Annotated in this window: 16 protein-coding genes; 11 read left to right on the top strand and 5 right to left on the bottom strand. The window is 54.1% G+C overall.

Going from position 1 to position 22,072, the window contains the following annotated elements; translation table 11 throughout:
- Positions 1-53: 53 nt before the first annotated feature.
- From NH461_RS17630 to NH461_RS17620, 3 genes are read left to right on the top strand one after another with little or no spacing between them, the layout of a single operon-like run.
- On the top strand, positions 54-419 hold the full coding sequence (locus NH461_RS17630; protein ID WP_261603923.1) for a PepSY domain-containing protein: 366 nt from the start codon (positions 54-56) through the stop codon (positions 417-419).
- A complete protein-coding gene (locus tag NH461_RS17625; protein ID WP_261603922.1) occupies positions 416-1,075 on the top strand; it encodes a response regulator transcription factor in 660 nt (219 codons plus the stop codon). Before NH461_RS17630 ends, NH461_RS17625 begins: the two co-directional genes overlap by 4 nt.
- Entirely contained in the window at positions 1,065-2,408 is a 1,344-nt protein-coding gene (locus tag NH461_RS17620) for an ATP-binding protein (protein ID WP_261603921.1), read from the top strand. Before NH461_RS17625 ends, NH461_RS17620 begins: the two co-directional genes overlap by 11 nt.
- 183 nt (positions 2,409-2,591) lie before the next feature.
- Here NH461_RS17620 and NH461_RS17615 read toward each other — a convergent pair whose 3' ends face one another.
- Complete coding sequence (locus NH461_RS17615) at positions 2,592-2,831, bottom strand: CDK5RAP3 family protein (RefSeq protein ID WP_261603920.1); 240 nt, start codon at positions 2,829-2,831, stop codon at positions 2,592-2,594.
- A 257-nt stretch (positions 2,832-3,088) separates the two neighbouring features.
- Between NH461_RS17615 and NH461_RS17610 the strand changes: the two genes are divergently transcribed.
- From NH461_RS17610 to NH461_RS17600, 3 genes are all read left to right on the top strand, one after another.
- Positions 3,089-4,735 carry an ABC-ATPase domain-containing protein gene (locus NH461_RS17610; RefSeq protein ID WP_261603919.1) on the top strand — a complete coding sequence of 549 codons (1,647 nt, stop codon included), beginning with the start codon at positions 3,089-3,091 and terminating at the stop codon, positions 4,733-4,735.
- Positions 4,736-4,926: 191 nt separating this feature from the next.
- Positions 4,927-5,868, top strand: coding sequence for a triacylglycerol lipase (locus NH461_RS17605; protein ID WP_315903260.1), 942 nt, complete (start codon positions 4,927-4,929; stop codon positions 5,866-5,868).
- A 2-nt stretch (positions 5,869-5,870) separates the two neighbouring features.
- The gene (locus tag NH461_RS17600; protein WP_261603918.1) at positions 5,871-6,731 is read left to right on the top strand and encodes a lipase secretion chaperone; all 861 of its coding nucleotides are present in this window, start codon (positions 5,871-5,873) and stop codon (positions 6,729-6,731) included.
- Positions 6,732-6,813: 82 nt separating this feature from the next.
- Here NH461_RS17600 and NH461_RS17595 read toward each other — a convergent pair whose 3' ends face one another.
- From NH461_RS17595 to NH461_RS17580, 4 genes are all read right to left on the bottom strand, one after another.
- Positions 6,814-8,388 carry a methyl-accepting chemotaxis protein gene (locus tag NH461_RS17595; RefSeq protein WP_261603917.1) on the bottom strand — a complete coding sequence of 525 codons (1,575 nt, stop codon included), beginning with the start codon at positions 8,386-8,388 and terminating at the stop codon, positions 6,814-6,816.
- 274 nt (positions 8,389-8,662) lie between these two features.
- On the bottom strand, positions 8,663-10,810 hold the full coding sequence (gene glgB, locus NH461_RS17590) for a 1,4-alpha-glucan branching protein GlgB (protein ID WP_261604568.1): 2,148 nt from the start codon (positions 10,808-10,810) through the stop codon (positions 8,663-8,665).
- 57 nt (positions 10,811-10,867) lie between these two features.
- Positions 10,868-13,048, bottom strand: a complete 2,181-nt coding sequence (malQ, locus tag NH461_RS17585; RefSeq protein ID WP_261603916.1) for a 4-alpha-glucanotransferase — start codon at positions 13,046-13,048, stop codon at positions 10,868-10,870.
- An 85-nt stretch (positions 13,049-13,133) separates the two neighbouring features.
- Positions 13,134-15,593, bottom strand: coding sequence for a glycogen/starch/alpha-glucan phosphorylase (locus tag NH461_RS17580; protein WP_261603915.1), 2,460 nt, complete (start codon positions 15,591-15,593; stop codon positions 13,134-13,136).
- A 442-nt stretch (positions 15,594-16,035) separates the two neighbouring features.
- On the opposite strand from NH461_RS17580, the gene malT reads away from it, so the two are divergent.
- The 5 genes from malT (at position 16,036) to NH461_RS17555 (ending at position 22,059) form a co-directional block, all read left to right on the top strand.
- Positions 16,036-18,744: an HTH-type transcriptional regulator MalT gene (gene malT / locus NH461_RS17575; RefSeq protein ID WP_261603914.1), complete on the top strand. Its 2,709-nt coding sequence runs from the start codon at positions 16,036-16,038 to the stop codon at positions 18,742-18,744.
- A gap of 53 nt (positions 18,745-18,797) precedes the next feature.
- A complete protein-coding gene (locus NH461_RS17570; protein WP_261603913.1) occupies positions 18,798-19,475 on the top strand; it encodes a DUF4336 domain-containing protein in 678 nt (225 codons plus the stop codon).
- 150 nt (positions 19,476-19,625) lie between these two features.
- Positions 19,626-19,910, top strand: coding sequence for a D-fructose-6-phosphate amidotransferase (locus NH461_RS17565; protein ID WP_261603912.1), 285 nt, complete (start codon positions 19,626-19,628; stop codon positions 19,908-19,910).
- 189 nt (positions 19,911-20,099) lie between these two features.
- The gene (locus NH461_RS17560) at positions 20,100-21,164 is read left to right on the top strand and encodes a M14 family zinc carboxypeptidase (protein ID WP_261603911.1); all 1,065 of its coding nucleotides are present in this window, start codon (positions 20,100-20,102) and stop codon (positions 21,162-21,164) included.
- 43 nt (positions 21,165-21,207) lie between these two features.
- Positions 21,208-22,059, top strand: a complete 852-nt coding sequence (locus tag NH461_RS17555) for an alpha/beta fold hydrolase (RefSeq protein WP_261603910.1) — start codon at positions 21,208-21,210, stop codon at positions 22,057-22,059.
- Positions 22,060-22,072 lie beyond the last annotated feature (13 nt).

Genomic DNA, 22,072 nt, shown 5'->3' with positions numbered 1-22,072 from the left:
CAGTAAAGCCTCTATTCATTTTTGGTTCATCAACACAACCTTACACTCTCAATATGCTAATTAATCAATTCGTACGGCCACTGCTGATTCAATGCTTCCTGCTCTGGGCACTTCTGGTCTCGCCTGGCGGGCTTGCCGCGCCGTCTGTGGAAATCTCCGAAGATCAGGACGAAGTCATCGAAGCGGTACAACAGGGACGGGTTCAACCCTACGCCGCCCTGCAACTCGTGGTCAGCCGGCAACTCCACGGGCGGATCATCAAGGTAGAACTTGAAGAAGACGACGACCAATGGGTGTACGAGCTCAAGTTAATCGATCCCGAAAACAACATCATCAAAGTGAAATATGATGCGACATCACTGACTATGATTGAAATCAAAGGCCGTCATCTGGAAAACATCATCAAGGTAGCTGAATGAAAATACTGGTTGTCGAAGACGAACTGACACTGGGCGAACAAATCGTGCATGGGCTGGAGCAGACCGGCTGGGTTGCAGAGCTGTCAACAGACGGCATCGATGCCCTCTACCGTGCCACTTCCGAACCCTGGGACGCCATTGTCCTGGATTTAGGCCTGCCGAAACTGGATGGCCTGACCGTGCTGAAAGGGATCCGGGATGAAAACGTCAGCTGCCCGGTGGTGATCCTCAGTGCCCGTGACGAGCTCACCCAGCGAGTCGAAGGCCTCAACGCCGGGGCCGATGACTACCTGACCAAGCCGTTTCAGATGGTGGAGCTGGTGGCCCGTTTGCGAGCCCAGCTCCGGCGCTCTTCCGGCAATGCCTCCCCCGTGATCCAGGCCAATGGGATCAGCCTGGATACCCGAACTTCGAAAGTTCTGTATCGGGGTGAAGTCGTTGAGCTCACGGCGCTGGAATTTAAAGTGCTGTCTTACATGATGCATCACGTCAATAAGGTGATTTCACGCACCGAACTGGTTGAGCATATCTATAAACAGGACTTTGACCGGGACTCCAATACAATAGAGGTCTTCATCGGCCGGATCCGCCGAAAAATCGACAGCCAAGCCATTCAAACGGTACGGGGGCTCGGGTACCGGATCAATGCTGAATAAGTTAATCACCCGACGACTGCCCAGTCTGCGCAGTCGTCTGCTACTGGCAGCCGCCGTATGGCTGATCACGATCACGCTGGCCGCCGGTTACCTGGTGCCGAACTTTATCAAGCGCTACCTGATCGATCAGGAGCAGCAGCAGCTTGCTTTGTATGTCGATGAACTCACCGCACGGGTTGAATTCGGTGCCGACGGTCGGGTGAGCCTGCCGGAAAAGCTGTCCAATCCGAGATTTCGCTCGCCATACAGCGGGCTCTACTGGACCATTCAGGTCAATGGCCAGCAGTTCCGCTCCCGGTCTTTGTGGGACGCACGGATTGCCGGGAATGAAGAAAACGGTTATACCGGTCCGAAACAGCAATCCCTGTTGCTCGTCCAACGCACAATCTTGCTACCGGAAAGTGACGCGCCCGTCACCTTAATGGTGGCTTCAGATCAAGCCAAGCTCAATGCGACCCTACAGCAACTGACCCAGGGGCTGTGGTTGATCCTGCTGACCATGGCCGCCGGGATCCTGGTTTTAATCTGGCTCCAGATCAGTTGGTCGCTGCTCCCCCTGCGTACCTTGCGGCAAAATCTCAAACATGTACGGGATGGTGAAGCCAGGGATCTGACCGGGACCTACCCGATTGAGGTCAAACCTGTGATTGACGATCTCAATGCGCTGCTTTTTCACTATCAGGAGCTGCTGGAGCGCGCTCGCAATCATGCCGGCAACCTCTCCCATGCGCTGAAAACGCCGATTGCTATCTTGACCAACGAAGTGGCCAACCTCACCCCGGCAGACCAACAGCAACTCACTCCGGCGCTAACGCAACTTCGGCAACACATCGACTACCATCTCGGCCGGGCCCGGATGGCTGGTGCTGCAAATGTCTTAGCGGCCAGGAGTGCCCCTGCTGTTCGGGTGGATGCCATTGCGATGGCGATGGACAAGGTGTACGCCGAGCGGGCCGTGACGCTGGTCAATGAACTCGACAGCGAACTGGTTGTCGCAGTTGAAACGCGCGATCTCGATGAAATGGTGGGCAACCTGATTGAGAATAGCTACAAGTGGGCCAGTCACCTGATCCGCGTCCATCAAACCGCAGGCAACGCACATACCGTCAGTATCACCATCGAGGATGACGGGCCCGGGATGGACGACGAGGATTATCATACCGTTTTACAACGCGGGATCCGCCTGGATGAGACAACACCGGGAAGTGGGCTGGGCTTGAGCATCGTCAATGAGCTCGCACACAGCTATCGTGGATCGTTGACCTTAGATCGAAGCGCGCTTGGCGGCATCAAAGCGGTACTGGTGCTCCCCCGCCCCCGAACCGAGTCATGACGCACGACTTAATGCGTGTTGGAAGATCGTATCATTGCATCACTTCACGAAACATCACGCTGCAGTGCCGGATAGCTGCTGGCAGATAAATTCTGCCGGAGAACCTCTTGGGTGATGCCTCACCGTCACCCTGTCACTCTGGTGCGTCCATTCCAGCCCGGAAGAGTGCACCGTAACACAAGTTTAGAAAGGCCAGAGAGTCAGATTAACAATCCGAACCAGGACACCCAGGATGAAAGCACTGACTCCCAGCCGATAGGCTTTATATTCTGCAACATTCATGCTGACACGCTTGTAGAACATTTTAACAACGCCGGACCAGTCCCGGGTTCGCGTGCCGTACTGAAAAACACTTTTGGTGATCAACAGCAAGCCGGAAGCGATCAACATGATTTCCACAATTTTCAATGAGGTTTCCAGCATGACTTCTCCCTTCCCTGCTGTGTTCCGTCTAGCTACCAACTTAGCGCCTTCCCGCCAATTCACAATTAGACCAAAGTGGAAACCGAGCAACTGCCCCTATCCGGATGAGCGACTGAATTGAGAACCGAATTGAGAAAATGGTTTCACGGGTCAAAACCGCTATGCTTCAGGAACGAAAGGAGATAAAGATACCGATTAACAATCCTTTCGTGTAAAATCCGCCCCCCGGAATTATCAACGAACGATATCGAGGCGATATGCAATTACTCGAAGCCAAACTACAAAAAATTGACCGTCATAACTACCGCAGCTATTCCAGCTTACGCGGGGAATATCATTTCGTTGACTTCGACTTTTTCATCGATACAACCCAGGCCGATCCCTTCGCCCCGGCTTCCCGAGTCCGCGCTCGTCGCCAATGGTCCCTGACCGATTTGGCCTGGTTAAAAGAGCAGTCTGCCGATTACCAGCGCGCTGCCCGTGATTTCATTGCCCGCCAGTTTGCCGATCTTGCCCAGCAAGTGAATGAAATTCAGATCGATCGTCCGGGGCAAACCATCCTGGATCGCACAGCAGTGGTATTTGACGACGAAGGCATTGAGCTTCGCTTCCGCGTTGATTTGCCCTCCGATGGTCGCACCATCATTGCCAAGAAAACCCTGAACCTGCTGACCTTCACCATGCCGAAAATCATCCGCCGTGCAACAATTGCGCGTGAGTTGCCGATGGATGAATTGAAACGCCATTGTGAAACGGTTGAAGATCAGGTCGCGCTGCGTCGCCAGCTTCAAGCGCACAACCTCGTGGCATTTGTCGCGGATGAGTCTGTTCTGCCACGCCTTGCCGGGAACAGCGAGCTGCCACTGCCTGACGCCATCCCGTTTATCAGCCCGGAAAAACTGGCGATTGAACTTGAAGCGCCACATAAAGGCAAAGTCCGCGGCATGGGGATCCCGAAAGGCATTACCATGATTGTCGGCGGTGGCTTCCACGGTAAATCGACCCTGCTCAATGCCATTGAGAGCTCGGTGTACGATCACGTTCCCGGGGATGGTCGCGACTACATCGTGACTGATGATTCCGCCACAAAAATCCGTGCCGAGGATGGCCGTTGTGTGCACCAGGTCGACCTGACGCCATACATCAGTAACCTGCCAATGGGTAAAGATACCGCATCTTTTAGCACGCAAAACGCATCGGGCTCGACTTCTCAGGCCTCCTGGTTGCAGGAATCGCTGGAAGCCGGCGCGAAAACCCTGCTGATTGACGAAGATACTTCAGCGTCTAACTTCATGATCCGTGACGAACGGATGCAGGCGCTGATCGCCAAAAGCGATGAGCCAATCACCCCACTCGTTGATCGGATCTCCCTGATCCGCGACCAGCTGGATGTATCTGTACTGCTGGTCATGGGCGGATCCGGGGATTATCTGGATGTGGCTGACACGGTTATCCAGATGCACAACTACGAAGCCATTGATGTGACGGACAAAGCACGCGAAGTCGTTGCCTCTCACCCGACTCGCCGTCAATTGGAAGGCTCGACTGAGCTGTGTCTGCCGCGTACCCGCAAACTGAACCGCTCCGCATTGCAAACCATGCTGGAAGACGGCAAGTTCCGCATCCAGGTGAAAAGTAAGAATTCACTGCGCTTCGGCCGCGAATTTATTGACCTGCAAGCACTGGAGCAAGTCGCAGATGCCAGTCAGCTGCATACGGTCGGTTGGCTGTGGTTCCTGCTGGCGCAGCAAAAAGGCTGGGAAAATACGCCAAGCAAAGCCTTTGCGAAGTTGCTGGATCAAAACTGGTTCCAGATGATGCCGAAGCATGGTGATCTGGCCAAACCCCGGGTGATTGAAGTGATGGCCGTGCTCAACCGGATGCGCGCTGCTGAATTCAAGTAAGCCCAGCGCTACACAAGCTTACACGACACAAATTTACTCAAGGCGGTCCTCATGGGCCGCTTTTTTATGCCTGTTGAAAATCCGACGGTGAATTGGCACCAGATCACAATTCAGTGATTTATCAGTCCGTTCCAACCGAAACGGACTAGGCTAGATCTTACTCATCGGAGGTCTAACAAGGAGAGTAAACTTTGAAACGTATCATCCCCCTACTGCTTTTCTGTCTGCTGCCGCTAACCGGTTTTGCCGGGACTTCAGCGAGCAGCCTCGACCAGAAAGGCTATACCGAAACAAAGTATCCAATTGTTCTGGTTCATGGCCTGTTTGGCTTTGATACCCTCGCCGGTATTGACTATTTCTACGGCATTCCGCAAGCGCTGAGCAAAAGCGGCGCAACCGTCTACGTTGCCCAAGTGTCTGCCACCAACAGCACCGAGCTGCGCGGCGAACAACTGCTGACGCAAGTGGAAGAAGTGCTTGCTGTCAGCGGTGCCGAGAAGGTGAACCTGATCGGCCACAGCCATGGCGGACCGACCGCACGCTATGTCGCTTCGGTTGCCCCTGAATTGGTTGCATCCGTGACCAGTGTCGGCGGAGTCCACAAAGGCTCGCGTATCGCTGATATTGTCCGCGGACAAGTCGCGCCGGGCTCTTTACCGGAAAACTTTGCGGTGACCCTGGCTGAAGGGCTGGTGTCACTCATCAACCTGCTGTCCGGCGGCAGCGCGCTGCCTCAGGATCCGTTGGCGTCCCTGGCAGCCCTGACTACCGAAGGCTCACTGGCCTTCAATCAAAAATATCCGGAAGGGGTGCCGCAAACCGCCTGCGGTGAAGGCGACTATGTGGCTGATAATGGGGTGTATTACTACTCCTGGACCGGCGTCAGTAACTTCACCAACGCGCTGGATCCAACGGATGGCGCCATGATGGTGCTGGGACTGGCTTTTAACGAGCCCAATGACGGTCTGGTCGGCCAGTGTAGCACCCATCTCGGTAAAGTGATCCGCAACGATTATAAGATAAACCACTTAGACGAGATCAACGGTCTGCTGGGTGCAACCCACCTGTTTGAGACCGCACCTACGACCCTCTATCGTCAGCACGCGAATCGTTTACAGTTACAAGGATTGTAATCATGAAAAAGACCGTACTTGCGGTACTGGGTGTGGTAGTGACCGTCGGTGCGGTCACTGACAACCAATTCTCCGATGAGTCTCCTATTCTGGCTGCTTCGCAGCTGGATACTCAGGTTGATCGCGAATCATCGCGGGATACCTTCGAATATTTCCTGTCAGGGCTCGGTGAGGTCAACCTGCCCGCGATCAGTGATCATCTGGAAAGTTATAATCAAGCTCAGGCCACATCTCACCAGCTTGACGAATCCTTGTTCCAGCAATTTGTGGATTACAAGGCTGCCCTGCAAACCCTGAATCTCCCGGATGTCGACACTCTGGCGCCTGAGGCGCTGCAAGTGTTACATGAACAGTTACTGATCTTGCAACAACAATTCTTTTCTGCCGAGCAGCAAACCCAGTTATTTTCAGAAGAAAATCAGCTCAGGCAACTGGCCTTGACCCAGCTAGCCCTCAAACGCCAGGCCACCAGTGACGCGGATTATCAAACACTATGGCAACAGGAGCTAAGCCGTCTGTCGCCGGATCTGCGGAAAAGCTACCACAATGCGACGCTGCTCAGCCAACTCCAGCAAACCTATACGCTAACTTCGCAAGAGCGCTACCTGCAACAGCAAGCTTTAGTCGGACCAGAAGCAGCTGAGCGATTAACTCAACTCACACAAAAACGACAGCACTTTCAGGAGACCTTGCAGCAGTATCTGGCTCGTCGCGACACGATCCTCGCCGATCCCGGTTTCACAGCTCAGGAACAAGCGTCGGAAATCCGTCAACTTCGGGAAGCCAGCTTTCCCGCGCATCAGCAACGCAGGGTGAGCGCATTAGAATCAATGCAACACCAGCCTCAACACCAACTGAACTAAAAAGTAAAAAGAAAGAAAGAGAAAAAAGGACGATTGGCAAAAGCCAATCGTCCCCGGTAAACCTCATCGTAATTTGGCGGTATCAGGCGCGTTTGAATTGCACCATCAGGCGTTGCAACGCCTCCAACCGCTCAACCAACATCCGCGTACTTTCTACAGAACGATCACTGGTTTCAGCCGTCGCTACGGATAAATCGCTGATCTGCTCCACATTATGCGCAATTTCATCGCTGACGCCAGCCTGCTCTTCCACGGCCGATGCAATCTGGTGGCTGCTGTCCGTCACCTGATCCAGCATTGCATTGATTTCCTTCAGTCGCTCACCGGTTTCATTGGCCTGCTGACGACAGTGCTCGGACAACTCACTCCCGCGCTCAACCGCCTCGACCGCCTGGCCAGCTGTTTGTTGCAACCGATTGATCATCTGATGGATCTCGCTGGTCGAGGACTGGGTTTTCTGAGCCAGCGAGCGGACTTCATCGGCAACGACGGCAAATCCACGCCCGGCTTCCCCGGCGCGAGCAGCTTCAATCGCGGCGTTCAGTGCCAGCAAATTGGTCTGATCGGCAATCGAGCCGATGACGTCCAGGATCCCTTCAATCTGGCGACTGCTGTCCGACAGCGCGTTGATCACCGTTTTCGAGTTATCCAGCTCCCGATACAGGGACTGAACGGAATCCATGGTCGTTTCCACGCTGGTTTGCCCGCTGATCGCCATTTCCTGTGCCTGCGTCGTCAGGTTTGACGCCTGAGCCGCGCTTTCAGCCACTTCACGGATCGACGAAGCCATCTGCCCCATCGCCACACTCACCTCTTCCGTCGCCTGTGTCTGGCGAGCCAGATTGGTTTTGATTTGCTGCGCATTGGCAAACTCATCTTCAGCCGACAGCAAAATGTCACCCGATGTTTCGCTGGCCCGGCCGACAATGGCCCGAAGCTCAGATTTACGCATCCGCAGCGCTAATTCAATCGGCGAGAAATCATCCAGCTTACCGGTGTAAATCGGCTCCATCAGCGGGTTATCGTACGCACTCTGTGCATGCTGGCGAATGGTGTTCAACCGAGCACTTGCCTGCAAACTTAACGCAAAACCTGCCAGAAGAATCAAGGACAGCAGTGCACAGTACATCACAGGAACATCGATAAAGATCGGCAGTAGCGAGCCGGTCAGCGCCGACCCCAGCAACGCATTGATCAACATGCCCTGACGAAAACGGAATGTTCTGCCACCGTCCTGATCCAAACTGGCATAGGCTTTCGCTGCCCGGTTGACCTCTTCAGAACTCGGACGACTTCGGACCGATTGATACTCGATGATCTGACCTTTGGCATCGGTGATCGGCGTCACAAAGGCCGAGACCCAATAATAGTCGCCATTTTTACATCGGTTTTTGACCACCCCCATCCAGCTTTTGCCCGCTTGAGCATATTTCCACAGCTGGCCAAAGGCCGTTTTCGGCATGTCTTGATGTCGGACCACGTTATGTGGCTGACCGAATAACTCTTCTTCGGTATAACCGGCTACGTCGCAAAAGCTCTGGTTGGCATAAGTCACATAGCTCTTCGGGTCTGTGGTTGAAATCAAATCAACCGCATCTGAATAATCGACAGCTCGGCCCCCACTGAGTGCCGAGTTTTGGAGGGTGGTTTTTGTCATTCTTATCTCTTGTCGTTTTATTTTTGTCGTACGAAGTATTGAAGGTAACTTTTCTGAAACATTATTGCGCGATGATTATGACATTCATTCCACAGCAATACTTTGATGTGAGATAAATTTGACATATAAAGTCAAAAAAATAACACATTAAGTACAAAAAACGAACAGACCTAGGTTACACGTATTTTCCGGCCTATAAAACGACAAAGCCCGCGATAACGATCACGGGCTTGAAGAGTTTTTATCAATTCTATTCACTGATGGACATATTGACCTACTTTGCCTTGAACGCAAAGAACAGGGTCGCCAGCGGCGGCAAATCAATCGACATCGAATAAGGTAGTCCATGGCACGGGATTGGGCTGGTTTTGGCATTCGCCGTCACCGACGCCTGACTCCCCCAATACAGCGAATCATCGGTGTTCAGCAGCAACTCATATTCCCCTTCCACCGGAACACCCAGGGTATAGCCCTGCCGTGGAACCGGCGTAAAGTTCGTCACCACCAGGACTTTGTCTCCGTTCTGGGCAAAGCGCTCATGCACCAAAACACTTTGCTCCGCGTCATCCTGAACGCGCCACTCAAACCCGGATGGGGCACAATCTTGCTCGTATAGTGCCGGAGTTTGGGTGTATAAATGGTTCAAGTCGCGAACGAGTGCCTGCATCCCGTGATGGCGCGGATACTGCAACCAGTGCCACTCCAGCTGACCTTCATGGGCCCACTCAGCGCTTTGCGCAATTTCAGCACCCATAAAGTTCAACTTCTTGCCCGGCTGGCCGTACATATAGCCCATAAACGCACGCAGGTTGGCGGTTTGCTGCCATTCATCACCCGGCATTTTATTGAGCAGCGATCCTTTGCCGTACACCACTTCATCATGAGAGAGCGACAATACATAGTTTTCGCTGAAGGCATACACCATCGGGAAGGTGATCGTATTGTGGTGATACTTACGATGCACCGGCTCTTCTTTCATATAGGAGAGACTGTCGTGCATCCACCCCATATTCCACTTAAAACCGAAACCCAATCCCCCCTGATCGGTGGGCTTGGAGACGCCGGGATAAGCCGTCGATTCTTCGGCAATGGTCATGGCATTCGGATACAGACGGTACACTTCCTCATTCATCCAGCGCAACAGACTGACGGCATCAAAATTGACGTTGCCGCCTTCGTGATTCGGGAGCCACTGGTCGTGCTCTCGGGAATAATCCAGATAGAGCATGGAGGCAACCGCATCCACCCGCAAACCGTCGATGTGATAATGCTCAAACCAGAACAAAGCGTTCGAGACCAGGAAACGACGGACATGCTCGCGGCCGTAATCATAGATATAACTTTGCCAGTCCTGATGCCAACCACGACGCGGATCCGGGTCATTAAACAAGGCTGTGCCATCAAAGTTCGCCAGGCCATGATCGTCTGATGGGAAATGCGCCGGCACCCAGTCCAGCACCACCCCAATCCCGGCCTGATGGCACTGATCGACAAAATATTTGAAGTCATCCGGCGAGCCATACCGGCTGGTCGGCGCAAATAAACCAATCGGTTGATAGCCCCAGGATCCATAGAACGGGTGCTCGGAAATCGGCATCAGCTCCACATGGGTGTAGCCCATGTCCGTCAGATACGGGATCAGCTCATCGGCCAGTTCGCGGTAATTGAGGAAATCGCCATTCTCTTTGGTACGCCAGGAGCCCGCATGCAATTCATAAAATGACAGCGCTTGCTGGTGTTTGGCTGTGACCGGGCGGGATTGCCATGACTGATCACGCCATTGATAACGGGACTGATCATAAACAACAGAGGCAAAAGACGGGTATTGCTCACCATGATAGCCCCAAGGGTCGGCCTTGTGCGGCAGCCCTTTGCCCTGACTGTCTTTGAGCTCGAACTTATACAGTTCGCCTTCCGACAGGCCCGGGATAAACAGCCCCCACAAACCCTGATCCAGCTTTTGCAACGGATGACGACGGCCATCCCAGCCATTAAAGTGACCCACAACACTCACCGCGGAAGCGTTGGGCGCAAACAACAGGAAGCGGACCCCGGTAACCGGCTGGCCGCCCCGGTTGAGGGTGACCAACTGCGCGCCCATCTCGCTATGCATCAGCGAAGGCGTCGTCAGAGCTTCACCTGCTGGCAGCAGATGATGGAACTGATACGGGTCATAAATCGTCTGGCGACTGTCCGGCCAGCAGATCTCCAGCTGATACAAGGCGGTGGTGAAATCCACTTCATCCGTCAAGGCAAATCCGCTGTCTGCTTCGCGGATCATCGGGAATCGCTCACCGTCCGCAGTGACGGCAACCACACTGTCTGCCCCGGGGATCCAAACCCGAAGTGCGAGGTCATCTGATTGGTATTGCGGGCCTAAGAAAGAGAACGGGTCTGAAAATGCAGCTCTTTCGAGCTGCATGTATTCCTTATTCTTGCGGGTCACTGTCATGGTGTCCAACACGTCACTCCTGGTTGACTATTGGTGGGTGGCTTTGGCTCGTGTTTCGGTCAAGCGTCGAGTCAGGTCAATAATGTGCTCGCGGGTGAAAATATCATCCAACGTGGCTGACAACTTCCGACGCCAGTTCGGGTACTCGTCCACGGTTCCCGGGATATTCACCGGCTGATCCATTTCCAACCAGTCTTCCAGCTGCAAGCTCAGCAGCGCACTACCACCTGCGGCGAGGTGAAGTTGCATGCCTTCACTCAAGTAGCGGTCCATCGGGACATATGCAGCATTATGCCCAACGCCTTCTGGAAGATAACCATGCCATGCCAAACTATCAAGGATTTTCTGTTTGCTCTCAGCACGGCCATCGAACAAGCCTTGCAACTGCGCTTCATCCGGGTAAAGCCCCAGTTCCTGACCCATTTTCAAATCGTCGCAGTGCCAGAACCCACGCAAGGTCGGCATATCATGGGTACACAGCGCCGCCATCGACTGCTGCGGATAATGCGCCGGCGAATAGAAGCCGCCATCTTCCGCGGTCTCGAAGAAGAAAACTTTGTACGAATGGATGCCCGCAGTCGCCAATTTATCAACAATCTCATCCGGAACAGTTCCGAGGTCTTCTCCGATCACCGTACACTGGTGACGGTGACTTTCCAGTGCCAGGATCGCCATCATATCGTCGACCGGGTAGTAGATGTACGCCCCGTTTTTCGCGCCCTCACCTTTCGGGATCCACCACAGGCGTAGCAGGCCTAACACGTGGTCAATTCGCAAAGCACCGCAACTGCGCATATTGGCGCGCAGCAACTGCACATACGGCTCGTAGGCTGTTTCTTTCAGCACTTCCGGGTTTAGAGGCGGCAAGCCCCAGTTCTGACCCAGCGGCCCCAGGATATCCGGTGGCGCACCAACACTGGCGTCCTGACACAGCGCGCCGTGATCCGCCCAGGTTTCAGCACCGGAATCACACACACCAACGGCCAGATCACGATACAGACCGATGACCATGCCTTTCTCTTCAGCCAGCTCATTGACCTCAGCCAGTTGCGTGTCGGCAAGCCACTGCAGGTACATATACAGCTGAACTTCCTTGCCGTGTTGCTTCATGAAGGTCTGGACCGCCGGGTTATCGAAGTGACGATAAGCCTCAGGGAAGACCGGCCAGCCCCAGACGTTGTCATCGTCCTGTTTCAGGTGTGCATGCAGAGCATCGAAGGCCGCCTGGTGCAACAGGCTCTCTCCGCCCTGCGCAACGAAATCGAGGAACTGCTGCGCACGAGCCGTTTTCTGGGCCAGATGGCGCTCACAGAAGGTCTCAAACAGCATCGGCAGGACCGCCATTTTCAGGCAGGACACTTCACTGTAGTTCACCCAGTTTGCATCACGCGCTTCAGTCAGGCGCTGCTGAAATGCCTGACTGCCGACCAGCTGCTGTGCTTCATCGCTCTGACCGAATTCCGGTACGGAGCTGACGTCGATATACATCAGGTTCAGCCAACGGCGTGATGACGGGCTGTATGGGCTGGCGCCCTCCGGGTTGGCCGGGAACAGCGAATGAATCGGATTCAGGCCGACAAAATCCCCGCCGCGCGCGGCAACATCGGCCACCAATTGTTTCAGGTCGCCAAAATCACCAATGCCCCAGTTATGATTGGTCCGAATAGAATACAGCTGAACGCTGGTACCCCAGAGTTTCTTGTCATTGCGCAAGGCTTCTTGCTTGTAACAAGACTGAGGGGTGACGATCAAAGTCATTTCAAACGGAGATTTACGACGCTTACGGTACACTTCCAGCTTGTGATAACCCCAGGCCAGTTCATTTGGCAGGGCAAAGACCAACGGGCCGCCCTCGGCGCGATCATCGCTGATCAGCTGAGATTGCAGCCAGCCTTCCATCACTTCACCCTGCTCAGTTTCCAGACGCCAGCTGAAATCGCTGATGCGAGCACTCAGGCCAAGGTGCATCGTAATGTGCATCGGCTCACCACTGCGAACCACCTTCACCGGCGCCAGCACATCCGGGCGCAGTTTCTTGTTGGCGGATTCCAGCAGCGCTTCATCACTTTTCGTGTCGTAACCCAAAGCGGCCAGCAAACGACGGATCGTTTCAGGGTCGACCTTGGCTTCATCTCCCCAGGCACTGACATAACTATCGGCAATACCAACCATGTCAGCTACTTGTTTTAATACTTGTTCGTCTTTCATCGTTCTCTCCGATAGCGGCCTTGCGGCCGCTACGATGTTAGGGTCATTGCTGATATCTTTTCAGACGTCATCACCACAAGGTGGCTTAACGGCTCACCGGTGCCAGTTTCCAGATGTTATTCGCATAATCGCGGATACTCCGGTCTGAGCTGAATTTGCTCATCAGGGCTGTATTGAGGATGGCTTTCCGTGCCCACGTTTTCTGATCGCGGTACTCCGCATCAATCTTCTCGTGTGTTTTCACGTAATCCGCAAAGTCAGCCAGCACCAGGTAAGGGTCGCCACCCTCCAGCAGATTCTGGCGAATCGCAGCCAGCTGGCCCGGATACCCAGGGGTGAACTCATCGGTCTCCAAGACATCCAGCGCCGCACGAAGCAGGCTATCTGCATGGTAGTAGCGGTAAGGGTCGTAGCCCTCTTGTTTTAGTTTTTGTACCTCGTCGACCAACAGGCCGAAGATAAAGATATTGTCGTCACCGACTTCTTCACGCATTTCAACGTTCGCACCGTCCATGGTGCCGATAGTCAGAGCACCATTCATCGCGAACTTCATGTTCCCGGTACCGGATGCTTCTTTACCGGCGGTGGAAATCTGCTCGGAGACATCGGCTGCCGGGAACAGGATTTCTGCCAGGCTGACGCGGTAATCCGGGATAAAGACGACTTTCAGTTTGCCCTTCAGACGCGGGTCATGATTCACCTTCTCTGCCACTTGATTAATGGCAAAGATGATGTCTTTTGCCAGCGCGTAGCCCGGCGCTGCCTTGGCACCGAAGAAGAACACGCGCGGGTGCATGTCAAACGTCGGATCGTTGATCAGGCGGTGATACAGCGACAGAATGTGCAGCAGGTTCAGGTGCTGACGCTTGTATTCATGCAGACGCTTGATTTGGATATCAAAGATCGCATTGGTATCGAGGTCGATATCCATGTTCTCTTTCACCCAGTCGGCCAGGCGCTGCTTGTTCTCTTTCTTCACGGCCATGTAACGTTTCTGGAACGCTTCATCGTCAGCAAACTTCTCTAGACCAGCCACTTTCTCCAGCTTCAACGGCCAGTCCTCACCCACTTTCTCGCTGATCAGCGCAGACAGGCCCGGGTTACAGTATTTAATCCAGCGACGCGGTGTGACACCGTTGGTGACGTTGGTCAGGCGGCCCGGAAACAGTTCGTTGAACTCAGGGAACAGATCGCGTTTCACCAGATCAGAGTGCAGCGCTGCGACGCCGTTCACGGCATAGGTGCTGACCACACACAGGTTCGCCATACGCACCATGCGCTGCGGGCCTTCCTGAATAATCGACAGCTTGCGCTTGACTTCATTGTTACCCGGCCAGGTTTGCTCGACCAGCTTCATGAAACGATGGTTGATTTCGAAGATGATTTCCATGTGACGTGGCAGCATCTCAGCGATCAGCGACTCGCTCCAGGTCTCCAGTGCTTCCGGCAGCAGGGTATGGTTCGTATAGGCAAACGTCTTCGAGGAAATCGCCCACGCCGCATCCCAACCCAGCTTGTATTCATCGATCAAAATACGCATCAGTTCCGGGATCGCGATCGTCGGGTGGGTATCGTTCAGCTGAATGGTTTCCAGCTTGGCCAGATCTTCAATGGTGTTCCCTGCCCCGATATGACGGCGAAGGATATCCGCTACCGAACAGGCGCAGTGGAAATACTGCTGCATCAGGCGCAGCGCTTTACCCTGGTCGTGATTGTCGTTCGGATACAGCACTTTGGTGACGTTCCCGGCTTCCAGTGCAGGATATTGAGCACCCACATAGTCACCGTCATTGAAACGCGCCAGGTTAAACGGTGCATTGGAACGGCATTCCCACAAACGCAGTGGGTAAACACTCTGATTGTCGTAACCAACAATCGGCAGATCCCAGGCCACACCCTCAACCGTCATCCCCGGTACCCAGCGACGGCAAGCATTGCCTTGCTCGTCCGTGTAAGTCTCTACATGACCGTACAGGCTCACGGTTTGCGACAATTCAGGACGCAGTACTTCCCACGGGTAGCCTTCGAGACCACGCCACGCATCCGGGGCTTCCATCTGGCGACCATCGACAAACGACTGCCGGAACAAGCCATACTCGTAGTGCAGGCCGTAACCCACTGCCGGAAATTCCTGAGCAGCCAGTGAGTCCATGAAACAAGCCGCCAGGCGTCCCAAACCACCATTACCCAACGCCGGATCGCGCTCTTCTTCCAGCAGATCCGTCAGGTTCTGACCCAGCTCTTCCATTGCCTCAGCAACGTTCTCATACAAACCCATGCTGATCAGGTTGTTCCCGGTCAGGCGGCCGATCAGAAATTCAAGCGACAGGTAGTTCACGCTGCGGGCATTTTCTGCGGCCAACTTCTGTTCCGTCGCCAGCAGACTGCTGGTACTGATTTCTGCCAAGGCACGGCCCATCGCCAGGTACCAGCTCCGCGTTGTTGCTGTCTCGGCAGTATGGGCATAGGTGGTGGAAAGGTGTTTCTCGACAGCTGCTTTGAATGCTGCCTTATCGAATTGTTTTGTCTGACCATTCATAGACATGGCTCAATCTCGCTCTAGGATGATTTCCAACTGATGTCCATGTTGCCTTCGTTCCCCCCTAAAAACATCCTCCCGCAAAACGGAGGATGAGGGAGGAGTGGCAGGGGCGTAGTTCATCCGAACCCTCCCTTTCTGTGACGTTCTGCAAAGTTTCGAGGCGGAGGGCGACTGCCGAAGAAAACCAAATGCAACATGATTCACAAACCCAGCTTAAATCAGATGCGCAACTGCGGTCTTAATCTTTGGTGAAATATTCAATATATGTGATAGCTCTCATAATTTTAGGGATGAGAGGGCATACAATTGCTGAATTAAACATGAAGCCGGGTAAAGTTATGGCGTAGATCAAATTTTAATAAGTTGGCTGATATCACAATAAAAAGAACCAAAAAGCCCGAATTACGATTGCTCATTCCTGAAACCTTACAAAGACAACAAGACTATGTGGATACCTTCGAAACTCACCCGTCCGGCACGCCTTCATAATGCGATTTTGCGTCCTCGTTTGCTGGAAACCCTTGAACAGGCACCTTTTTATCGTCTTGTGTTATTTCGCTCTCCGGCCGGCTACGGTAAAACGACCATGGCGGCCCAATGGCTGAATGAACATTCGCACACCGGTTGGTTCAGTATCGATGAAAACGACAACGAGACCTTCCGGTTCGCCAATTACCTGCTTCAGGCCATCAACAAAGCAACCGGCAATGCCTGCCTGAAAACCCAGGCGATGGCCGAACGCCGCCAGTTTGCCTGCCTTTCGACCCTGTTCAGCGAACTTTTCGGCGAACTCGGCGAATACCACCAACAAACCTATCTGGTCCTCGATGACTATCACGTCATCAACAATGATGATATTCATGACGGCATGCGCTTCTTCCTGAAAAGCATGCCGGACAATCTGACTTTAGTGGTGACCAGCCGGACCCTGCCACCGCTGGGCACAGCAAACTTACGGGTACGCGATCAGCTCATAGAGGTGGATAACCACCTGCTGGCGTTTGATGAAGAAGAAACCCGGCGCTTTTTTGACAAGCGGGTAACCACCAGCGTGGAGTCCGATGTACTGACCACCCTGCGCGAGCAAGTCGAAGGCTGGCCGTCAGCCTTGCAGCTGATTGCGCTCCATGCCCAGCAAAAACCGAACAACCTGGTGGAATCAGCGGTGTCCATGGCCAGCTTTAATCGCGGCCACCTGTGGGATTACCTGGCCGAAGAAGTCTTTGATCAGCTGGATCGGGAAACCCAGCAATTCCTGCTGCAATGCTCCGTGCTGGATATGTTCAATGCGGAACTGGTCCAAGAGCTGACCGGCCGCACCGACGCCCTGGCGATGCTGGAATCCCTCAATCGCTTCGGCCTGTTCCTCAATACGCTGGAAGGCGATAACAACTGGTACCGCTTCCACAACCTGTTTGCCGAGTTCTTGCGCCACCAACGCTACTCGCAAATTCCGCAGCAGCGCGCCGAGCTGCATTCCCTGGCGGCAAAAGCCTGGCTGAAACAGAACTCTCCCCAGCAAGCTCTGCTCCATGCGCTGAAAATCGAAGATAAAGAGCTCAGTGTGCATATTCTGACGGAGTTTGGCTGGGAGATGTTCCACCATGGCGAGCTGAATCTCCTCGAAGACAGCATTGCCCTGCTCGACCGGGAGCAAGTGTTCAGCACCCCACGCCTTGCCCTGCTGCGCCTGTGGCTGATGCAGAGCCAGCACCGTTACAATGATGTCGGTGAATTGATTGCCGAAGCCGAAGCCCAGATGCAAAAACACAATGTGGTACTCGACGAGGCCCTGCAAGGCGAGTTCAACGCCCTGCGTGCCCAGGTGGCCATCAACCAGAGCAAACCGGAAGATGCGCTGGTGCTCTCCGAGCAAGCCCTCGGTCAGCTGCCGTCCACCACCTACCGCAGCCGGATTGTCGCGACCTCCGTGGTTGGCGAAGTGCATCATTGCCTCGGTAACCTCAGTCGTGCCCTGCCGATGATGCAGCAGACCGAAAAGATGGCCCGTCAGTATCATGTCTACCACCAGGCACTGTGGGCGATTCTGCAGCAGAGTGAAATTCTGCTGGCTCAGGGCTTTGTCCAGTCCGCCTTTGAACTGTTGGATCAGGCATTCAAACTGGTGAAAGAGCAGCACCTGCAGCAAGTGCCGCTGCATGAATTCCTGCTCCGCTTACGAGCACAAATTCTGTGGTGCTGGAACCGACTTGACGAGGCTGAGGAAGCCGCCCAGAAGAGCCTGGAAGTGCTGGCGCCGTTTGATGAAACCAAATCACTTCACGCCTATTCGATGCTGGCCCGAATTGCCGTTACCCGTGGCGAGCAGGACAAAGCCGCTCGGTATCTGGACTTATGTAACAGCATGATGGATCGCTCGGTGTACCACATCGACTGGCGTGCCAATACCGATCTGGCCAACCTGTTCTACTGGCAGCTGAAAAGCGATATCGACAGCATCCAGTCCTGGCTGGAGAACGCCGAAGAGCCGGAAGCCGCTTGTAACCACTTCCAGCAATTGCAATGGCGCAACATCGCCCGCGCTTGCGTGAATGTCGGTGAACTGGAGCGCGCACAGCGGATCCTCGACATGTTGCTGGACAGCTGTGATAAGCATAATCTGATCACAGACAAGAACCGCAACCTGGTGGTGCAGGCCGTCCTGAGCAAGCGTCAGAATGACCGGGCACAGGCCCTGGCCCATCTGCATGAAGCCCTGGTCCTGACCAACAGTACCGGCATGGTCGGGATCTTTTTATGTGACGGTGGGGAGATCAGTGACTTGTTGCAAGAGCTAGTCGACAGTAAACGTCTGAGTGAACTGGAATTGCATCGGGCCCGTCAGCTCCTGCGAGAAATGACCAGCAAAGAGCGCAACCGCTCAGTCCATTTCGACGAGAATTTCGTCGAGAAACTACTGAACCTGCCGGATGTTCCGGAGCTGATCCGGACCAGTCCGCTGACGCAACGGGAATGGCAGGTCCTGGGACTGATCTACACTGGTTATAGTAACGAGCAAATTGCGTCTGAGCTTGATGTTGCCTCGACAACGATCAAAACTCATATCCGAAACCTCTATCAGAAACTGAACATTGCCAATCGCCAGCAGGCGATCGAGACAGCGGAAAATCTGTTGAAACTAATGGGGTTCTGATCGCACAAGAACAAGTCGACCGATCAGACGTTGGAACAGGTTAAGGATGACCGATGAACGAATGGAGCACCAACCGGATCTGGTACCAGGATATGCCGTTCAAAGTGAACGGCATTCCTGTTGGTGCCCGAATGACCGTGATCCGGCTAAACGACAACAAACTCTTTATCCACTCCCCGGTGCAGCTGACCACCAAGCTTCAGTTGGAGTTATCCAAACTTGGGCAGGTCCATGCGATTGTCAGCCCCAATATGAACCATCATTTGTTTCTGTCGGAGTGGTGGCTGGCTTACCCGAACGCCTATTTTTTCGCGCCGCCCGGGTTGCAAAACAAACGCACAGATTTAGTCTTCGATGATGCCCTGGGTGCATCCACACCAGAGCTATGGCGCCATCAGTTGTATCAAACCCTGTTGCGCGGCAGCGATAAAATGGAAGAAGTGCTGTTTTGCGATCCGCAATCCCAAACCCTGATTGTCGGCGATACCCTCGCCTGGCTCGGCAATTCAACCCACCCGCTCGCCATCGGGCTGGGACTGCTGAACGGCTGCTTTAAGTCTCCGGCAATGCCGCTGTACTTGCGAATCACTTTCAAAGACAAAACCCGCTTACGTCAGTCCTTACAGGAAGTGCTGACCTGGCCCTTTGACCGTATTATCCTTTCCCACGGCCAGCTGATAGGCAGTAACGGCAAGGCTCAGTTTCACCAGGCATTCAAATGGGCGCTGTAGCGCCCCCGCGAAGTTGTCATCATTTGTTTTAAATCAACGAATTAATTTTTTCCCTCCCCGGCATTTTTTGAGTGTGATACACATCACATATCAAAGTGCATTTGGGCGTATGATTTACGGACTGAACGTTATTTTTTTGAGGGAATCATCATGACTGCGTCCAAACTTTACTTACGGGATCTGCTGGGAATAACCATGATCCTGTCTGCAATTTTGGTCACGCTCGGCAGTATTTTCGGCGTTCTGGCAATCCTCACCCATTTTTCGCATGAGGATGCGATTGCCTCGACGTTTCTCCACGAGTCCGTGCCACTCTTTGTATTCCTGATCCCTTTTTACCTGATCAGCCGCTATATCAACCGGCCGCAATGGGTCATCGGCGTACAACAATATTTATTAGAAGCCGCGATTAAGGCCAACCGTAAAATGGGTTAACCAACGCACCCAGCATCCGCCCGGCGCAGCTCTCTCCCCACAGAGCCAGCGCCGGAGATAAAACTGTTACCTGACTGAAATATTCGCGTCAAACTCTGCCCGCATCCTAAAATCATTCAAAGGACGTCACGCTCTCCTCCCCGACACCGGAGGAGGAAACCCCAAAGGATACGCCTCGGGAGGCAGAATTTGCACGCATCCATGCTCTACGCCCGCCTGCCCGAACTTGGCCAGCTGGAAGCGCTGATCAAACACCAGCTTCCCCATATTCGCGCAGTGCCCGTCGAAACCCGCCAGCTCACCACCGTCAACCTTGATTCTCAACCCATTCCACTCTACGCCGTGAGTCTCGGAAATCCGGATCCAGAGGCGCCAGGGCTGGTGATTGTCGGCGGCGTTCACGGACTGGAACGCATTGGTTCGCAAGTCGTGATCTCTTTTATGAACAGCCTGTGCCAGCGACTGCACTGGGATAGCGCCCTGCAGCTGAAACTCCAGGCCATTCGGCTGGTGTTCCTGCCGCTGCTCAACCCGGTGGGGATGGCGAAACGCTATCGCTCCAACGGCAACCATGTCGATTTGATGCGTAATGCGCCCCTCGACAGCCAGGAACCAACCGCCTGGCTGGTGGGCGGCCACCGGCTGAGTAAACATCTTCCCTGGTATCGCGGGGATCTCGGACATGCCATGGAAGCCGAAGCCCAGGCCCTGGTTGATTTGATCAGCCTGGAAGCCGCGCACCGCCCGCTGACCCTGGCGCTGGATTGCCATTCCGGTTTCGGCAGCAAAGACCGGCTATGGTTCCCCTATGCCAAAAGCCGGACCCAGCCGATGCGAAAAATCGGCGACGTTTATCACCTCAAAGAACTGTTTTTCAACGCTTATCCGCACCAAAACTATATTTTTGAGCCCCAGGCCCTACATTACACCTGCCACGGGGATTTATGGGACTACCTGTATGATCGCTCCGAAGCCAACGGAACTCATCTGCTGCCGATCACCCTGGAAATGGGTTCCTGGCGCTGGGTGCGTAAAAATCCGCTCCAGCTCATTGACCGGCTGGGGCTTTTCCATCCCATGAAGCCACATCGTATCCAGCGGGTGTTGCGGACCCATCTGACGCTGATGGAGTTTTTAATCAATGCGACCTATGCTTATCCGTCATGGTATCAAGGGGAGAGCAGCCAGCGTCATGCCGACACCGCCAGAGCCTTGTGGTATCCCGACGCATCACCGCTCAGTCTAAGCCTGTAAACTCAAAGCCTGTAAGTTCTCATTACTATCGTAGGACGCCGCCATGGACCACAGCCCGCCCTCCACTCCAACGACGCGCCGCTCCGTCTCATCTCGTCCGCTGGTCCTGTTACGAGGACTACTGCGCGAACAACGCCACTGGGGCGCGTTTTACCCCCTGTTGTGTCAACACTATCCGCAGCGTCAGGTCATTTGTCTGGATCTGGCGGGCAACGGGGCACGTTATCAGGCTCAGTCCCCCGGCAGTATCCGGGCCATGGTCAATGATCTACGCGGTCAGCTACACCTGCACGACACGATGATAGATGAGATGGATGAGACGGATGAGATTGATCTGATTGCCATCTCCATGGGGGGAATGATTGCGCTGGACTGGATGACGGGTTACCCGAATGAAATCCATTCGGCGGTGTTGATCAACACCAGTGTTCGACCTTATTCGCCCTTTTATCGCCGTTTAAACTGGCGACAACTGCCCCGGATTGGCCGCACCCTATTCAGCCCGCCGGCTGTTCAGGAAGCCACCATCATGCAGCTAACCTCAAACTTCCCAGAGCAGCACCAGGCGGAGCTCGAACAGTGGATCCGCTGGCGCCAAGAGTTTCCGGTGAACCGTTCAAACGCCTTGATACAGCTGTCTGCTGCCGCCCGCTTTAACGCCCGGGTCTCACCGACCAAACCCACTTTGCTGGTTGCCTCCCGCCAGGATCAGCTGGTCGATGTCAGTTGCAGTCAGATGTTGGCGACCCGCTGGCAAGTTCCGCTGGTGTTGCACCCTTGCGCAGGTCATGACTTACCGCTCGATGATCCACACTGGCTGCTGGAGCAAATTCGCCATTTTGACCGCACTTGCCAGGCACAGGCCGACACACCCGTGGCGACTGGCCAGTCATGAAAGACCAATCAGA

It is taken from the genome of Photobacterium sp. TY1-4 (assembly GCF_025398175.1).
Classification (GTDB): Bacteria; Pseudomonadota; Gammaproteobacteria; order Enterobacterales; family Vibrionaceae; genus Photobacterium.
This window is presented reverse-complemented; position numbering and strand designations above follow the sequence as displayed.